Here is a 15,535-nt window from a genome sequence, read left to right as displayed (position 1 = left end):
TGTCCATGCCCCACACCCTCCGCCGACTCGTCCTGGCGCTTGGCAGCGTCGCAGCTTTGAGCGCACCGTTGCTGGCCGCCGCTCAGAACCCGCCGGCCGCGCCGGCCGCTCCAGTCACGCCAGCTGTGTCGGCGGCGCCGGTGCCTGAACTGGCCCGCGCCTTGCCGGACTTCAGTGCCCTGGTGGAACTGGCGGGACCGGCGGTGGTGAACATCCGCACCTCGGAACGCATCAAGCCCGGCGCCAATGCGCAGCTCGATGAGCAGATGCGCGAGTTCCTGCGCCGGTTCGGCATCCCGGTGCCGCCGCAGCGCAAGGGCAATCCGGCGCCGTCGCCTTCCCCCGCACCCGACGATGACGACGGCGACGACGAGTCGCCGCAGCGCCGCGGTCTGGGATCAGGCTTCGTGATCGGTGCGGATGGCTATGTGATGACCAATGCGCATGTCGTCGACGAGGCCGACGAGGTGATGGTCACCCTGACAGACAAGCGCGAGTTCAAGGCCAAGGTCGTCGGACTGGACCGTCGCACCGATGTCGCGGTCCTGAAGATCGAGGCCACCGGCCTGCCGATGCTGCGCATGGGCGATGTGACCCGGCTCAAGGTCGGCGAGTGGGTGATGGCGATCGGCTCGCCGTTCGGCTTCGACAACACGGTGACGGCCGGCATCGTCAGCGCCAAGGCACGTGACACCGGCGACCTGCTGCCGCTGATCCAGACCGATGTGGCCATCAATCCCGGCAACTCGGGTGGCCCGTTGCTGAACCTGCGTGGCGAGGTGGTGGGCATCAACTCGCAGATCTACAGCCAGTCCGGCGGCTTCATGGGCATTTCGTTCGCGATTCCCATCGACGAAGCCATGCGGGTGGCGGATCAGCTGCGCAGCAACGGGCGTGTGACCCGCGGCATGCTGGGCGTCTATCCCGATGACCTGAGCAAGGAAGTCGCGGAAGCGATCGGCCTGGGCAAGGCCCAGGGTGCGCTGGTGACCCGCATCACGGCGGGCGGGCCGGGGGAGAAGGCCGGGCTCGAGCTCGGTGACGTCATCACCCGGTTCGATGGCAAGACCGTCGAGAAGGCGGTGGACCTTCGTCGTCTGGCAGCCGGCACCGCGCCCGGCAGCAAGGTCAAGCTGCAGGTCTTCCGTCGCGGCGCCACCAAGGAGCTGACGGCGACCCTGGAAGCGCTGCCGGATGACCGCGCCGCCGCCACGCCGGAACCGGAAGCGCCAGCCACCGGCGGCGCGCAGGCCTGGGGTCTGGCGGTGAGTGAGCTGACCGATGCGCAGCGCAAGGAGCTCAAGCTCCCCGGCGGCCTCAAGATCGAGTCGGTGGATGGTCCTGCCGCACGCGCCGGATTGCGTCCTGGCGACCTGATCCTCTCGGTCAACAACACCGAGATCAAGACGCTGAAGCAGTTCCAGGCGCTGCTGGCCAAGGTCGAGAAGGGCAAGCCGCTGCAGATGCTCGTCCGCCGTGCCGACGCGGTGACCTACGTCCTGCTGAAGCCCGGTAAGGGCTGACGCGACCCCGGCAGGCGGGCCGCTGGCCTCAACCTACCGACGGGCTGGGGCTTTCCACGATGCGGAAAGCCACCGCCTGGAGCGGGTCATCCGTCCCCTCTATGCGTCGGTTGGTGCTCGCTAACGCCTGTGACCAATGACAAGGATTCATGCTTCGCTCCGCTACAATCGCACCGCCTCTGGCTGCGTTTGTAGCGATCTTGACGGTGAATCCTGGCTCCCTCCTGATGGGTCGGCGCCATCCACAGGATGTCCTCAGCTTTTTGTGGATAACCTGTGGATGAAGTTCCTGTTGGCGAAGGGCAACGCCCGCGAAGCTCGCATCCATGCGGTTTCCAGGGCAGGCCTTTTGGCTACAATGAAAGCCCAACAAGCAGTTGCCATAAGTTTTGTTGGAAGGCGCGTCACCGTTTCGACGTGCCTTTTTTTTATGTCCAGCGCGCTCCCCGCCAGGGGGCGCATCGCCGTGCACAGGGACCCCGACATCGCCGTTCAAATCGCGGCTGGGTCGATGTAGCCTTCAGCCCTGCGGCCCCCGACTGAGTCCATGAACCACATCCGCAATTTCTCCATCATTGCCCACATCGATCACGGCAAGAGCACGCTCGCTGACCGGATCATCCAACGCTGCGGGGGACTGTCGGACCGCGAGATGGAAGCGCAGGTGCTGGACTCGATGGACATCGAGCGCGAACGCGGCATCACCATCAAGGCCCAGACCGCCGCCCTGCAATACAAGGCGCGGGACGGCCAGATCTACAACCTCAACCTCATCGACACCCCCGGACACGTCGACTTCTCTTATGAAGTCAGCCGGTCCTTGTCCGCTTGTGAAGGCGCGCTGCTGGTGGTGGACGCCAGCCAGGGCGTTGAGGCGCAGACCGTTGCCAACTGCTATACCGCGCTGGAGCTGGGCGTGGAGGTCGTGCCGGTCCTGAACAAGATGGACCTGCCGCAGGCCAACCCGGAAGGTGCCAAGGAGGAGATCGAAGACGTCATCGGCATCGACGCTGCCGACGCGATCCCGTGCTCGGCCAAGACTGGCATGGGCGTGGACGACATCCTCGAGGCGGTGATCGCCCGCATGCCGCCGCCCAAGGGCGTGGTCGAGGCCCCGCTGCGCGCCATGATCATCGACTCCTGGTTCGACAACTATGTCGGCGTTGTGATGCTGGTGCGGGTGGTCGACGGCACGCTCAAGAAGAACGAGCGCATCCGCATGATGGCGACCAACGCCATCTATCCGGCCGAGCACCTGGGTGTGTTCACCCCCAAATCCGAGAACCGCGACCAACTGAACGCGGGCGAGGTCGGCTTTATCATCGCCGGCATCAAGGAACTGGCAGCGGCCAAGGTGGGTGACACCATCACCCTGGAAAAGAAGCTGCCGAACAACCTGGGCCCGGCGGCCGAGGCGCTGCCCGGCTTCAAGGAAATCCAGCCCCAGGTCTTCGCCGGTCTCTATCCGACCGAGGCCAGCGAATACGACCAGCTCCGCGATGCGCTGGAGAAGCTCAAGCTCAACGACGCCTCGCTGCGCTTCGAGCCGGAAGTGTCCCAGGCGCTGGGCTTCGGCTTCCGCTGCGGTTTCCTGGGCCTGCTGCACATGGAGATCGTGCAGGAGCGGCTGGAGCGTGAATTCGACCAGGACCTGATCACCACCGCCCCGAGCGTGGTGTACGAGGTGCAACTCGGTGACGGCGAAGTGATCGAGGTGGAAAACCCGTCCAAGATGCCCGAGCAGAGCAAGATCGGCGAGATCCGTGAGCCGATCGTCACCGTCCACCTGTACATGCCGCAAGAGTATGTCGGCCCGGTGATGACGCTGGCCAACCAGAAGCGCGGCGTGCAGCTCAACATGGCCTATCACGGCCGTCAGGTCATGCTGACCTACGAGATTCCGCTGGCCGAGATCGTGCTGGACTTCTTCGACAAGCTGAAATCGGTGTCCCGCGGCTATGCGTCGATGGACTACGAATTCAAGGAATACCGCGCGTCCGACGTCGTCAAGGTCGACATGCTGATCAACGGCGACCGCATCGATGCGCTCTCGCTGATCGTGCACCGGTCGCAATCGCAATACCGCGGACGCCAGGTGGCGGCCAAGATGCGGGAGATCATCCCGCGCCAGATGTACGACGTGGCGATCCAGGCCGCGATCGGCGCCAACATCATCTCGCGGGAGAACATCAAGGCCCTGCGCAAGAACGTGCTGGCAAAATGCTACGGCGGTGACATCAGTCGCAAACGCAAGCTGCTCGAAAAGCAGAAGGCGGGCAAGAAGCGCATGAAACAAATCGGTTCGGTGGAGGTGCCTCAAGAAGCCTTCCTGGCCATCCTACAAGTCGAAGAATGAAAGCGATGAGTGCACTGACCGGGCTGCTGTATGCCGCCCTGATCGCCTACCTGGGCGGCTGGTACACCGGCTACTGGAACGGCAATTTCTCGCTCCTGCTGCTGATCCTGACCACGGTCACGCTCGGCTACTGGGTGGCCGAACGGTTCCACTTCCAGCCCGCGCGCCGCCGCGCGGCGGCGCGCCTGACGGAGGCCGACACCCAACGTCGCGCCTCGTTGGCGGCCCAGGGCATCGACCGGGTGGACGGAGACGTCGAAGGTGCCCGACAGGAAGTCCTGCGTCAGCCCTGGTGGCTGGACTGGACCGCCGGCCTGTTCCCGGTGATCCTGATCGTCTTCCTGCTGCGGTCCTTCCTGTTCGAGCCGTTCAAGATCCCGTCCGGCTCGATGGTCCCGACGCTGCTCATCGGCGACCTGATCCTGGTCAACAAGTTTCACTACGGCGTCCGCCTGCCGGTGATCAACAAGAAGATCATCAGCAACCATGACGTCCAGCGTGGCGACGTGGTGGTGTTCCGCTACCCACAGAACCCCAGCATCGACTACATCAAGCGCGCTGTCGGCTTGCCGGGCGACGAGATCCGCTACAGCAACCAGCGCCTGTATGTGAACGGCAAGGAAATCGAGACCCAGTCCCTGGGCGATTTCTTCGACGAGGATCCGAATTCGATGCGCTTCCGCCCCCGCTTCACCGAGAAGCTCGGCCCGGTGGAGCATGAGATCCTGGTCGACCCCGCACCGCGCGAGGCCATCCGCAAGATCTACGACTTCCCGTATTCGGACCAATGCACCTACACGCTGGACGGCGTGACCTGCAAGGTGCCGGCCGGCCATTACTTCATGATGGGCGACAACCGCGACAACTCGCAGGATTCCCGCTACTGGGGTTTCGTGCCGGACGAGAACATCGTCGGCCGAGCCTTCGTCGTGTGGATGAATTTCGGCAACATCAAGCGTGTCGGCAGCATCCGCTGAGGATGGCCGTCGGCTGACGTCTCAAGCACCTTCATCGATCAACAGTCCCGATCAGTCGATCACCAACAAGGACAGGGAGAAACTCGCAATGCGCAGCGCTCGCAACCATCAACGTGGCATCAGTCTGCTGGGCCTGCTGTTCTGGGCCGTGATCCTCGGCTTCCTGGCGATCGTGGGCATGCGTGTCACGCCGACGGTGATGGAGTACTACACCATCCAGCAGGCGATCAACCGCATCGCCAAGAGCGGCCCCAGCACCGTGGCGGAAGCGCGTTCGGCATTCAGCCGGACCAAGGACGTCGAGTTCTCGATCGTCAGCATCCAGCCGCAGGATCTGGTCATCACCAAAAATGAAGAAAAGGTGAAGATCAGCTTTGCTTATGACAAGGAAGTCTCCCTGTTCGGCCCGGTCTCGCTGCTGATCAAGTACAAAGGCGAGTCCAACTGACACCCAACATGAACCCGCAAGCGCTCGATGCACTTCAGCAACGTCTGGGCTACCGCTTCTCGCAAGCGGCGCTGCTTCAGCGCGCGCTGACGCACCGCAGCTTCGGTCAGCAGCACAACGAGCGCCTCGAGTTCCTCGGCGACGCGGTGCTGAACCTGACCGTCTCGACGCTGCTGTTCGACCGCTTCATGGGCTCTGACGAGGGTGATCTCACCCGCATCCGCGCTCATCTGGTACGCGAGGACAGCCTGCACAAGCTGGCGCTTCAACTGCAGATGCCCGAGGCGCTGCGGATGAGCGAAGGCGAGGCCCGCGGTGGCGGCGCTCAGCGTCCGTCCATCCTGGCCGACGCGCTGGAAGCGGTGATCGGCGCTGCATTTCTCGACGGCGGCTACGACGCCGCCCGCACCATCGTGCAACGGCTGCTGGGCGACCTGATCGCCGGCAGCGGCATCGACAACTGGGCCAAGGACGCCAAGACCGCCCTGCAGGAATGGCTGCAGGCGCGTCGGCTGCCGGTGCCGGCCTACCGCATTGTTGAAACTCGCGGTCAGGCGCACGCCCAGACATTTACCGTCGAATGCCAGGTCGCATCATTGAACCTGGCCAAGAATGGCGACGGCCGCTCCCGACGCATCGCGGAGCAGGAAGCGGCGCGGCAGGTCCTTGACGAGCTGCTCGCCGGCGACAAGCCCGGGACCGGCTTGCGCGACTGATAAGGCAATTCCCATGAATGCAAAAAAACGCGGCGGCTCATCTTCGGATGCGGCTGCAGCTCAACAACTCCCGTCTGATGGCGTGACCGATGAGACGCCCCAGGCGTCTGCGGGCGCTGCAGCCGTTCAAGAGGGCGATGTCGACCACGACGACCTGCAGCCGGTTCAACGGGCCCAAGGCGATGAGTCCGACGACGACACTGCTGAGGTGGAAGGCGAGGATGACGGCGATGACGGCGATGACGTCGACGACCACGGCGACGGGGAGGACGCCCTCGATGACGACGCTTCCGCCGTGCGCGGCGGTGTCGGTGCGCCCCCGGTCTTCGACGGCGATACCCGCTGCGGCCTGATCGCGATCGTCGGGCGGCCCAACGTCGGCAAGTCGACGCTGCTGAATGCGCTGGTGGGCCAGAAGGTGTCCATCACCTCGCGCAAGGCGCAGACCACGCGGCACCGCATCACCGGCGTGCGCACGGTGGACGAGACCCAGTTCGTGTTCGTCGACACCCCGGGCTTCCAGACCCGTCACAGCTCGGCGCTGAACCGCAACCTGAACCGCACGGTGCAGGGCGTGCTGGCCGATGTGGACCTGGTGCTGTTCGTCGTCGAGGCGGGCCGCTTCGGCCTGGATGACGCCAAGGTGCTGTCGCTGCTGCCGCAGGACAAGCCGGTGGTGCTCATCGCCAACAAGCTGGATGCGGTCAATCGCCGTGCCGAGCTGATGCCGTGGCTCAAGAGCATGCAGGAGCGTCGCAATTTCAGCGAATTCGTGCCGCTGTCGGCGCAGAAGAATTCGGACGTCCAGCGGCTGTTCCAGATCCTCAAGCCCTACCTGCCCGAGCAGGAATGGTTCTACGACCAGGAAGCGCTGACCGACCGCAGCGAGAAGTTCCTGGCCAGCGAGATGATCCGCGAGAAGCTCTTCCGGCTGACCGGTGATGAGTTGCCGTATGCCGCCACCGTCGTCATCGACCGCTGGGAAGAAGAGGGCAACCTGCGCCGCATCGCCGCCACCATCGTCGTGGAGCGTGAGGCCCAGAAGGGCATGATCATCGGCCAGGGCGGTGAACGCCTGAAGCGGATCGGCTCCGAAGCCCGCCAGGAGCTGGAAACGCTGATGGACGCCAAGGTCTTCCTTGAGCTGTGGGTGAAGGTCCGCTCCGGCTGGGCGGATTCGGAAGAGCATCTGCGGTCCTACGGCTACGAATGAAGCCCAAGGGGATGCCGCGCCCGGTGGACGCGGCCCTCCGCGCTTCTCCGTTTCCGTGTTCGTGTCCGTTTCGGTTGATCTTGGGACGAGGGATGATTCCGTTGAGAGGCCATGGCCACACGCGCTAAGCCGCCTGCGACCCAGGCGGCTTTTGTCCTTCATCACTACGACTGGAGCGAGACCAGCCTCGTGCTGGATCTGTTCACCCGCGATCAGGGCCGGCTGTCGGTGGTCGCCAAAGGGGCGAAGCGGCCGTACTCCCAGCTGCGTTCGGTGCTGCTGCCGTTCCTGCGGCTGCAGGTCACGCTGAGCAAGCCGTCGAAAATGAATGAGGACGGTGCCGCCGAGGTCCAGACCCTGCGCGGCGCGGAATGGGTCGGCGGGCAGACGCTGCCCGGCGGGGCTGCGCTGTTCAGTGGCTATTACGTCAACGAGCTGCTGCTGAAGTTCCTGCCGCGTCAGGATGCGCAACCCGCGCTCTTCGACACCTACGCCGAGCTGCTCCCGCAGCTCAATGCGGTGGACACCGCTCAGGCCGCGCTCCGTGCCTTCGAACTGCGGCTGTTGTCCGAATGCGGTCTGCTGCCCGATCTCAGCGTGCTGGCCACCACACAAGCGCCCCTGGAGCCGGAGCGTCCCTACATGATTTCGGCCGAGTCCGGCGTGATCGTGCCCAACCATGACGCGCCCCAACTTCAGGGTCAGGCGCTGATCCAGTTGCAGGCCGCCCTGATGCACGGCAGCTCGGCGGCCTTGCAACAGGCCTGCGAAGCGGCGGGCGCTTCGATGAAGCCGCTGCTACGTGGTCTGCTTCACTATCATCTGGGGCATCGTCCGCTGCGCACGCGCCAGGTCTTGCTGGACGTGCAGAAGCTGCTCACCTGAGGTTAGCCCCGCCCATGAATCCCCTCATCGCTCCCGAAGGCGCTCGCCATGACGCGCGCTGCGCGCTGTCCGTCAATGTGAACAAGGTGGCGCTGCTGCGCAATACGCGACACCTGGGCATTCCCAGCGTGATCCGCGCCGCACAGCTGTGCCTGGAGGCCGGTGCGCAGGGCATCACTGTGCATCCGCGCCCGGATGCGCGCCACATCCGCGCCGACGATGTGCGCGAGCTGGCCACACTGATGAAAGCCTGGCCGCAAGCCGAATACAACATCGAAGGCAATCCGACGCAGAACCTGATGGACTTCATCCGCGAGGTCCGTCCGCATCAGGCCACCTTCGTGCCCGACAGCGAGGATCAATTCACCTCCGACCACGGCTGGCAACTGCCGGCCGACGCCGAGCGGCTGCGTCCGATGATCGCCGAGTGCAAATCCCTGGGCGTGCGGGTCAGTCTGTTCATGGATCCGTTGCCGGAGGCGATGGCGCATGTCGCCGCGCTGGGCGCCGATCGCATCGAGCTCTACACCGAGCGCTGGGCCAGCGCCTACGGCACACCGAAGGAGGACGAGGTGCTCGCCACCTTCACCGCGACCGCCCGCGCCGCGCTGGCGCAGGGCTTGGCGATCAATGCCGGTCACGACCTCAACCGGGACAACCTCACCCGCTTCCTGCGCGAGGTGCCGGGCGTGGCGGAAGTGTCCATCGGCCATGCGCTCATCGCCGACGCACTGGAGCTCGGCTATGCCGAGACCGTGCGCGACTATCAGCGCTGCATCCAGCGCGCCTACGCGGGATGAGCTCGATCCGTCGCGCTGTGGCGGCAGACCTGCCGCGCATCGCGGCACTGGCGCGTTGGGTCTGGCTGGACACCTATGCCTCGCACGGCGTGACCGCTGCGTTCGCCGCCTATGTGGAGGACGCCTTCCGACCCGAGACGCTCGCCCGGGCGCTCGCCCAAGATCCGATGTGGGTCATCGAGGGGCCGCCGGACGTCGTCCCGCCCAAACCGGGCGCGCGGACCGATGTCAAGCCGAATCCTCGCTCGCGGGACGACGACATCAAGGCGGCCGGGTTGCCGGCTGCGCAGGCGCTGGCCCCGGCACCCGACTTGCCGCTGCAGGCCTGGGCCGCGCTGGACAGCCACACCGAGCCGGGCCGGGTCGAGCTGACCCGGCTCTATGTCGCCCCGACCTGCCAGGGGCTCGGCTTCGGCGCTGCTCTGTTGCGGCATGCCCGTCAGGCGCATTCAACGCGATCCTTGTGGCTGTCCGCCTGGGAGGGCAACGCGAGGGCGCTGACCTTCTATCGCCGCGAAGGCGCCACCCAGTTGGGTGAGACTTGGTTCGAACTGGATGGCCGCCGGCACCGCAACGAGGTGCTGGGCTGGCCGCCGCTGGAGACAACAACATGATCTATGGCATTGGCACCGACATCTGCGACATCCGACGCATCCGCGAGACCTTCGAGCGTCGGGGCGAGCGCTTTGCCGAGAAGGTGCTCGGCCCGCATGAGATCGAGGTCTTCCGCGAGCGCTTCGCCCGCGTGCCGGCGCGGGGCATCGCCTATCTCGCCACCCGGTTCTCGGCCAAGGAAGCGTTCTCGAAGGCGATCGGCATGGGCATGCGCATGCCGATGACCTGGCGCGCTTGCGAGATCGTCAAGGCGCCCAGCGGCAAGCCCGGCATCCAACTGCATGGCGCGCTCGCCGAATGGTTCGATGCCAAGCGCCTGAGCGCCCATGTCACCGTCTCCGACGAAAGCGAGTACGCCGCCGCCTTCGTCGTGATTGAAACCCGCGACTGAAGACACCATGGCCGCCGCCGCCGGCCCTGCCGTCTTCCGCCACTGATGACCCGCCGCGACCCGTGTCGCTGGCACCCTCGGACTCTTCTGGATTGAGACTTTGCTGATGGACACCCTGCACGCTCCCGTCATCCTCGACATCGCCGGCACCTCGCTCACCGCCGACGATCGCCGCCGACTGGCCCATCCGCTGACCGGCGGCCTGATTCTGTTTGCCCGTCACTTCGAGCACCGCGCTCAGCTCACCGCCCTGTGTGCCGAGGCCAAGTCGATTCGTCCCGATCTGCTCATTGCGGTGGATCAGGAGGGCGGCCGCGTCCAACGCTTCCGCACTGATGGCTTCACTGCGCTGCCGGCCATGCGCACCCTGGGCGAGCTGTGGATGGAGGATGCGATGCGCGCCGTCCAGGCCGCCACCGCGACCGGCATGGTGCTGGCGCTCGAGCTGCGGGCCTGCGGTGTGGACTTCAGCTTCGCGCCCGTGCTGGATCTGGATCACGCTGAAGACGCGCCTGGTGCTGCAAACGGGGGTGGCACCGCCTCGGCGCACTCGCGCAGCGCGGTGATCGGCTCACGCAGCTTCCATCGCGATCCTCGGGTGGTCAGCCTGCTGGGCCAGAGCCTGATCCAAGGGCTTGCGCTCGCGGGCATGGGCAGCTGCGGCAAGCACTTCCCGGGACACGGCTATGTCAGCGCCGATTCGCATGTCGACGTGCCTGTGGACACCCGCAGCCTGAAGGCGATCCTGGCGGAGGATGCGCGTCCGTTCGAATGGTTGAGCCTCAGCCTGTCGGCGGTCATGCCGGCGCATGTGGTTTATCGCAAGGTGGACAGCCGCCCCGCCGGCTTCAGCCGCCGCTGGCTGCAGGACATCCTGCGCGAACGCCTGGGCTTCGCCGGCGCCGTCTTCAGTGACGACCTGGGCATGGCGGGCGCGCGGGTCATCGAGGGCCGTCCAGTGGGTTTCACCGAAGCCGCCCTCGCGGCCCTGGATGCCGGCTGCGACCTGGTGCTGCTCTGCAACCAGAGCCTGGAGGACAACGGCCGCGCCATCGATGAGCTGTTGGACGGCCTCACCGCCGCCCAGGCCCGCGGCGACTGGACGCCCGCCATCGACAGCGAAGCCCGCCGCGCCGCGCTGGTGCCGCAATCGGCCCCGCTGACCTGGGACGAACTGATGCTGGCGCCGCGCTATCTGGAGGCGCTGGCCCGCCTGCCCTGAATCCGGCGATCCCACCGACATGACGAATCTGCCAGGCCAACATCCTCCTGCCGCCCCTTGCGCTCCTGACGCCTCGATGCCGAACGCGTCGGCAGAGCAGGGCGGGGATTCGTCACCCGCGGACCCGACTGCGGTCTCCGTGGCCACCTTCGACCGGCATGCCGGCCGCTATGCCGACAAGTACTTCGGTCTGACGGACTACGAGCCCACCTATGCCTTGCTCCTGCCGCATCTGCCGGCAGGCGGCCGATTTCTGGACATCGCCTGCGGACCAGGCAATGTGAGCGCCTTCGTGGCGCATCATCGGCCGGATGTGCGCATCGTCGGCGTCGATCTATCGCCCGCCATGGTGCGCGAGGCCCGATTGCGGGTGCCCGGTGCCGAGTTTCTGGTGGCCGACTGTCGACGGCTGCAGGACCTGGCGCAGCGGATGGAGCAAGACCGTCGGCAGCACGGCGTCGCCGCCGCAGCCGGACCTGACCGTGACCGTGACCTTCCCTTCGACGCTGCGGCTTTCAGCTTCGGACTGAGCTACCTCGACGATGACGGTGCGCAGGCGTTCTTCCAAGGGCTGCGCACGCGGCTGGTGCCCCGCGGCGTGCTGTTGCTGACGTCGATCACCGGTCAGCGCGACGAGCAACGCCTCGACACCGCCGCCAATGGCGATCAGATGTTCACGGCGTGGCGCACGCCGGCGCGCATCGTCGCCATGGTGGCCGATGCGGGATTCGAGGTGCTGGATCAGCGCGCGCTGCCCAGCCCGGCCAACGCCTCGGTGGCGACCCTCGATCTGGCGTTGCTGACCGCTCGTCGCTGACGTGCGAGGGCCGCCATCGCGCGGCGATTCACCCATGCACAATCCCGCCCCGCAAGCGCGTCGGAGCGGTGGACGGCTGCATCCAAGAAGAAGCCAAGAAGAAGCCAAGAAGAACAACAGAAGTACGGAACATCCGCCGCGGCAGCCTTGCCGCGATCGTCAAGCACATCTGGGAGGACGGGCGTCATGGACAGCTCGCTTTGGAGGCCGATTGTTCAATGGATCATTTGGGCGATCGTGATGGCGCTGGTGCTGGTGTGGGTGCGGCACAGCCGTGCCGCCGCCAACAAGCTCGGAGACAGCCGCGCGCCCGGCCGCATGGTGTTGCCGACGACGATGCTGATCCTCGGCATTGTGGGCGTGGTGCTGTTCACCGGCTGCATCGTCGCGGCCTCCGTGTCGGCGCGCCGGGATGCCGCTGCCACCGCCGCCTTGCCGATCTTCGTCGCCCTGGCGCTGCTGTCGTTGTGGGCGCTGCTGGAATGCCTGCTGGACCGCCATGAGGTGTCGGACCAGGGCCTGACCTACCGTCGAACGGTGCGCGCCAACGGCCACGCCGCCTGGTCGGACGTCCAGCAGGTCGTGTACTCCGACTTCATGAAGTGGTGGGTCGTGCGGCTGCGCAATGGCGAGTCGATCCACATCAGCGCCTTGCACACCGGGCAGGCGGAATTTGCACGGCAGGTGCTTCAGCATGCCGACGATGCGGTGACCGATCCGCACACGGCCGAACTGCTGGCCGACGCCTGCGATGGACGCCTGCCTCAGTTGGGTTTCTGAGCCGCGCGGCGGACCTCAATCGCGGGTGGCGCCGCCCGATGCCGACCCACCGGCGGCGGCCGCCATCTTGGCGTACCAGCTGGATTTGCCGGTCTTGTTGACCTGATACCAGGCGTCCAGCACCTCGTCCTCATAGACGCCGAGCCGCTGGAAGATCGCCTGGGCAAACTCCAGCGCGGACATGCCGCCGGCGGTGATCAGGCCGCTTTCGTCGACCACCGGTTCATCCACATAGTGTTCACCGCCCGCATAGCCGGTGCCGTTGAGATAACTGGCGGCGTTGCTGGTGTGTCGCCGTTGGTCCAGGATACCCAAGCGCGCCAGGCCGGCAGTGGCGCCACAGATCGCGGCGACCTGGCCGCCGTGATCCAGGATGTCCTTGGCCTTGCCGGCGGCTTCCAGATGCTCGCCCTGATCCCAACCCGGGCCGCCGGGCAGGATCAGCATCGAGGTGTCGTCCGGGAACAGCGTGGAGAGCCGCTGATCCGGCAGCACCGCCAGTCCGCCCATGGACCGCACCAGGCTGGCCCCCGCAGCCGCGACCGTGCGGACCTGCCAGGTGCCCGGCTCGCGCTGGAACTCGGGGTTGTTGATGCCCGCCACAGCGAAGGCGGCCTCCCAGTCGGCAAAGCCGTCGAAGAGGTACAGATGAACGGTGCGGAGTTCGGTGCTCATGCCCGCCTGAGCGGCAAAGCCCGTGCCTGACAGGCAGGCGAGCGAAAAAATTCGGCCGACCTGCGACACTCGCCGCGCATGAATCCCGCGTCCCCCTCGCTACCGTCGCCTCCGACCATCGACACGCGTTCGACGACGGATCCCCATCCGCCTGCGCCTCGGCTGCATGCGCCGCCGCTGATCTTGGAACCGTTGACCGCCGACCAGGCCGAGCCGATGTTCGAGGTGCTCAGCGAGCGATCGCTGTATGCCTATCTCGATGACGAACCGCCGGCCTCGGTGGCGGCGTTGCGCGAGGTCTATCGGCGTCGCGAACGGGGCCGCTCGCCCGATGGCAGCGAGCTGTGGTTCAACTGGTTGCTGACGCTGCCGGATGCCGGATGGGTCGGCTTTGTGCAGGCGTCGATGACGGATCCGCAGTCCTGCTGGATCGGCTACCTGCTCAGCAGCGCGGTCCAGGGTCGCGGGCATGCCACGCGGGCCGTCGCCCGGATGGTGGCGCACCTGCGGTCGCACCATGGCGCCGAGCGCCTGCTGGCCAGCGTGGAGCGGGCCAATCGTCCGTCCATCGCGCTGCTGGAGCGGCTGGAGTTTTCGCTCGCATCGCCTGAAGAACACGCGATGCATGGGCTCGGTCCGACCGAGCAGCTCTACGTCCGCTTCCTGGCGCGCTGAACGGGATCAGTCCTCACCCTGCAGCCGCAACAGCAGGGCGCCGAGGCTGGCCAGCGCCGCCAGGGCGGTGACGGCCACCCAGCCCCATTCGGCCAGCAGCAGGCTGCCCAGCGCCGCCCCGCTGGCCATGCCGATGAACATCCCGGTGAAGAGCAAGGCGTTCAGCCGGCTGCGCGCCGCCGGATCCAGGCTGTAGACGATGGTCTGATGGGCGACCAACGTGGCCTGCACCCCGAAGTCGAAGGTCACGGCCAGCACGACCAGCAGCACGATCGCGGGGCCACGATCCAGCCAGGGCGTGATCGACATGACGGCAAACGACAGCGCGGTGAGCAAGGCCCCCAGGCGGGTGACGACACCCGGACCGCGACGATCCGCAATCCGTCCTGCCAGCGGCGCGGCCAGCGCGCCGGCCGCCCCCGCCAGTCCGAAGGCGCCCGACACCGCGCTGCCCAGGCCGAAGCGCTGATGCAGCATCACCGCCAGCGTCGACCAAAAGGCGCTGAAGGCCACGGCCAGCAGGCCTTGCGCCAGCGCGGCGCGGCGCAGTGCGGGTTGTTCCTTCCACAGCCGGCCCAGCGAGCCCAGCAGGGCCGTATAGGTGGTGGGCGCCATCGGCGGGGAGGCGGGCAGCCAGCGCCAGCTCGCCAGACCCGCGATCGACAGGGCCAGCGCCGCCAGGCCATAGACCCAGCGCCAGCCGAACAGGTCGGCGATCACGCCGCTCATCACCCGCGACAGCAGGATGCCCAGCAGCAGCCCGGTCATCACCTGGCCGACGATGCGGCCGCGATGTGCCGGCGGGCTGAGCGTGGCCGCCATCGGCACGACGTCCTGAGCCAAGGTGGCGGTGAGTCCCAGCAAGGCGCTGGCCACCAGGAACGACGCCAGCCCAGGCGCAAAGCCGTTGAGCAGGAGCGTGATCACCAGCAGCACGAACTTGGTCAGGATCACCCGCCGACGGTCGAAGCGATCCCCCAGCGGGGTCAGCAGCAGGATGCCCGCGGCATAACCGAGCTGGGTCAGCATCGGTACCGCGCCGATGTGGCCGGTCGACGCATGCAGGTCCTCGGCCAACGGTGCCAGGATCGGCTGGCTGTAATAGAGCGAGGCCGCACCCAGGCCGGCCGACGCGGCCATCAGCACGATCAGCGAAGAGGACGGTGCTGCGGCTGCGGGATGCTTCTGCGTGGGGGGCGGGGCCGCGCCGAGGCGTTCGGCGGCTGTGCGGGCGGGGTCGGAAGGGAAGGGAAGCGCGGACATGGCCACTCCTGAAATCAGATGACTCGTTGGTGGCCGGCAGCGGAGGGGTCATCCCTCCGGGTGCCGGCGGCGGCACCGCCCTGGACGACGATGCGCATGGGAGGGGATTCTTCGGGTTTCCCCGAGGTTCGGGAACCGGCCTGACATGCACATCGGCCATACGTTTCGCGTATACCCTC

At 66.5% G+C, this 15,535-nt stretch carries 16 protein-coding genes; 14 read left to right on the top strand and 2 right to left on the bottom strand.

The window, feature by feature from the left end:
* Positions 1 to 5: 5 nt before the first annotated feature.
* From N4261_RS21860 to N4261_RS21800, 13 genes are all read left to right on the top strand, one after another.
* Positions 6 to 1,523 carry a DegQ family serine endoprotease gene (locus tag N4261_RS21860; RefSeq protein ID WP_261757359.1) on the top strand — a complete coding sequence of 506 codons (1,518 nt, stop codon included), beginning with the start codon at positions 6 to 8 and terminating at the stop codon, positions 1,521 to 1,523.
* Positions 1,524 to 2,070: 547 nt separating this feature from the next.
* Complete coding sequence (gene lepA / locus N4261_RS21855; protein WP_261757357.1) at positions 2,071 to 3,879, top strand: translation elongation factor 4; 1,809 nt, start codon at positions 2,071 to 2,073, stop codon at positions 3,877 to 3,879.
* On the top strand, positions 3,876 to 4,856 hold the full coding sequence (lepB, locus tag N4261_RS21850; protein ID WP_261757356.1) for a signal peptidase I: 981 nt from the start codon (positions 3,876 to 3,878) through the stop codon (positions 4,854 to 4,856). Before lepA ends, lepB begins: the two co-directional genes overlap by 4 nt.
* A gap of 88 nt (positions 4,857 to 4,944) precedes the next feature.
* Positions 4,945 to 5,304 carry a DUF4845 domain-containing protein gene (locus N4261_RS21845; protein WP_261757355.1) on the top strand — a complete coding sequence of 120 codons (360 nt, stop codon included), beginning with the start codon at positions 4,945 to 4,947 and terminating at the stop codon, positions 5,302 to 5,304.
* An 8-nt stretch (positions 5,305 to 5,312) separates the two neighbouring features.
* Positions 5,313 to 6,020 carry a ribonuclease III gene (gene rnc / locus N4261_RS21840; RefSeq protein ID WP_261757354.1) on the top strand — a complete coding sequence of 236 codons (708 nt, stop codon included), beginning with the start codon at positions 5,313 to 5,315 and terminating at the stop codon, positions 6,018 to 6,020.
* A 295-nt stretch (positions 6,021 to 6,315) separates the two neighbouring features.
* A complete protein-coding gene (era, locus tag N4261_RS21835) occupies positions 6,316 to 7,233 on the top strand; it encodes a GTPase Era (RefSeq protein ID WP_261760811.1) in 918 nt (305 codons plus the stop codon).
* Positions 7,234 to 7,344: 111 nt separating this feature from the next.
* Entirely contained in the window at positions 7,345 to 8,118 is a 774-nt protein-coding gene (gene recO / locus N4261_RS21830) for a DNA repair protein RecO (protein WP_261757353.1), read from the top strand.
* A 14-nt stretch (positions 8,119 to 8,132) separates the two neighbouring features.
* Positions 8,133 to 8,918 (top strand): pyridoxine 5'-phosphate synthase, encoded by a 786-nt coding sequence (locus tag N4261_RS21825; RefSeq protein WP_261757352.1) that lies wholly within the window; start codon positions 8,133 to 8,135, stop codon positions 8,916 to 8,918.
* Positions 8,915 to 9,532, top strand: coding sequence for a GNAT family N-acetyltransferase (locus N4261_RS21820; protein ID WP_261757351.1), 618 nt, complete (start codon positions 8,915 to 8,917; stop codon positions 9,530 to 9,532). Before N4261_RS21825 ends, N4261_RS21820 begins: the two co-directional genes overlap by 4 nt.
* Positions 9,529 to 9,924: a holo-ACP synthase gene (gene acpS, locus N4261_RS21815; RefSeq protein ID WP_261757350.1), complete on the top strand. Its 396-nt coding sequence runs from the start codon at positions 9,529 to 9,531 to the stop codon at positions 9,922 to 9,924. The genes N4261_RS21820 and acpS overlap by 4 nt, the downstream gene beginning before the upstream one ends.
* A gap of 106 nt (positions 9,925 to 10,030) precedes the next feature.
* A complete protein-coding gene (gene nagZ, locus N4261_RS21810) occupies positions 10,031 to 11,146 on the top strand; it encodes a beta-N-acetylhexosaminidase (protein ID WP_261757349.1) in 1,116 nt (371 codons plus the stop codon).
* Between the two features lie 139 nt (positions 11,147 to 11,285).
* A complete protein-coding gene (locus N4261_RS21805; RefSeq protein WP_261757348.1) occupies positions 11,286 to 11,963 on the top strand; it encodes a class I SAM-dependent methyltransferase in 678 nt (225 codons plus the stop codon).
* A 186-nt stretch (positions 11,964 to 12,149) separates the two neighbouring features.
* Positions 12,150 to 12,743 carry a hypothetical protein gene (locus tag N4261_RS21800; protein WP_261757347.1) on the top strand — a complete coding sequence of 198 codons (594 nt, stop codon included), beginning with the start codon at positions 12,150 to 12,152 and terminating at the stop codon, positions 12,741 to 12,743.
* Between the two features lie 15 nt (positions 12,744 to 12,758).
* Here N4261_RS21800 and N4261_RS21795 read toward each other — a convergent pair whose 3' ends face one another.
* Positions 12,759 to 13,418 carry a DJ-1/PfpI family protein gene (locus tag N4261_RS21795; RefSeq protein WP_261757346.1) on the bottom strand — a complete coding sequence of 220 codons (660 nt, stop codon included), beginning with the start codon at positions 13,416 to 13,418 and terminating at the stop codon, positions 12,759 to 12,761.
* 78 nt (positions 13,419 to 13,496) lie between these two features.
* Here N4261_RS21795 and N4261_RS21790 point away from each other — a divergent pair, with 78 nt between their 5' ends.
* The gene (locus N4261_RS21790) at positions 13,497 to 14,093 is read left to right on the top strand and encodes a GNAT family N-acetyltransferase (RefSeq protein ID WP_261757345.1); all 597 of its coding nucleotides are present in this window, start codon (positions 13,497 to 13,499) and stop codon (positions 14,091 to 14,093) included.
* A gap of 6 nt (positions 14,094 to 14,099) precedes the next feature.
* On the opposite strand, the gene N4261_RS21785 is transcribed toward N4261_RS21790, so the two are convergent.
* Complete coding sequence (locus N4261_RS21785) at positions 14,100 to 15,356, bottom strand: MFS transporter (protein WP_435531966.1); 1,257 nt, start codon at positions 15,354 to 15,356, stop codon at positions 14,100 to 14,102.
* Between the last annotated feature and the right edge of the window lie 179 nt (positions 15,357 to 15,535).

This window comes from Roseateles amylovorans (assembly GCF_025398155.2).
Taxonomy (GTDB): Bacteria; Pseudomonadota; Gammaproteobacteria; order Burkholderiales; family Burkholderiaceae_C; genus Roseateles; species Roseateles amylovorans.
The sequence above is the reverse complement of the archived record's forward strand: the minus strand, read 5'-3'. Positions and strand labels throughout refer to the sequence as shown.

What these genes read in the sequence shown, in the direction of transcription:
- nagZ (WP_261757349.1), top strand. Translation starts at nt 10,031, where the DNA reads ATGGACACCCTGCACGCTCCCGTCATCCTCGACATCGCCGGCACCTCG.
- N4261_RS21790 (WP_261757345.1), top strand. Translation starts at nt 13,497, where the DNA reads ATGAATCCCGCGTCCCCCTCGCTACCGTCGCCTCCGACCATCGACACG.
- lepB (WP_261757356.1), top strand. Translation starts at nt 3,876, where the DNA reads ATGAAAGCGATGAGTGCACTGACCGGGCTGCTGTATGCCGCCCTGATC.
- N4261_RS21785 (WP_435531966.1), bottom strand. Translation starts at nt 15,356, where the DNA reads ATGTCCGCGCTTCCCTTCCCTTCCGACCCCGCCCGCACAGCCGCCGAA.
- N4261_RS21845 (WP_261757355.1), top strand. Translation starts at nt 4,945, where the DNA reads ATGCGCAGCGCTCGCAACCATCAACGTGGCATCAGTCTGCTGGGCCTG.
- N4261_RS21860 (WP_261757359.1), top strand. Translation starts at nt 6, where the DNA reads ATGCCCCACACCCTCCGCCGACTCGTCCTGGCGCTTGGCAGCGTCGCA.
- rnc (WP_261757354.1), top strand. Translation starts at nt 5,313, where the DNA reads ATGAACCCGCAAGCGCTCGATGCACTTCAGCAACGTCTGGGCTACCGC.
- N4261_RS21825 (WP_261757352.1), top strand. Translation starts at nt 8,133, where the DNA reads ATGAATCCCCTCATCGCTCCCGAAGGCGCTCGCCATGACGCGCGCTGC.
- N4261_RS21800 (WP_261757347.1), top strand. Translation starts at nt 12,150, where the DNA reads ATGGACAGCTCGCTTTGGAGGCCGATTGTTCAATGGATCATTTGGGCG.
- recO (WP_261757353.1), top strand. Translation starts at nt 7,345, where the DNA reads ATGGCCACACGCGCTAAGCCGCCTGCGACCCAGGCGGCTTTTGTCCTT.
- acpS (WP_261757350.1), top strand. Translation starts at nt 9,529, where the DNA reads ATGATCTATGGCATTGGCACCGACATCTGCGACATCCGACGCATCCGC.
- N4261_RS21820 (WP_261757351.1), top strand. Translation starts at nt 8,915, where the DNA reads ATGAGCTCGATCCGTCGCGCTGTGGCGGCAGACCTGCCGCGCATCGCG.
- lepA (WP_261757357.1), top strand. Translation starts at nt 2,071, where the DNA reads ATGAACCACATCCGCAATTTCTCCATCATTGCCCACATCGATCACGGC.
- N4261_RS21795 (WP_261757346.1), bottom strand. Translation starts at nt 13,418, where the DNA reads ATGAGCACCGAACTCCGCACCGTTCATCTGTACCTCTTCGACGGCTTT.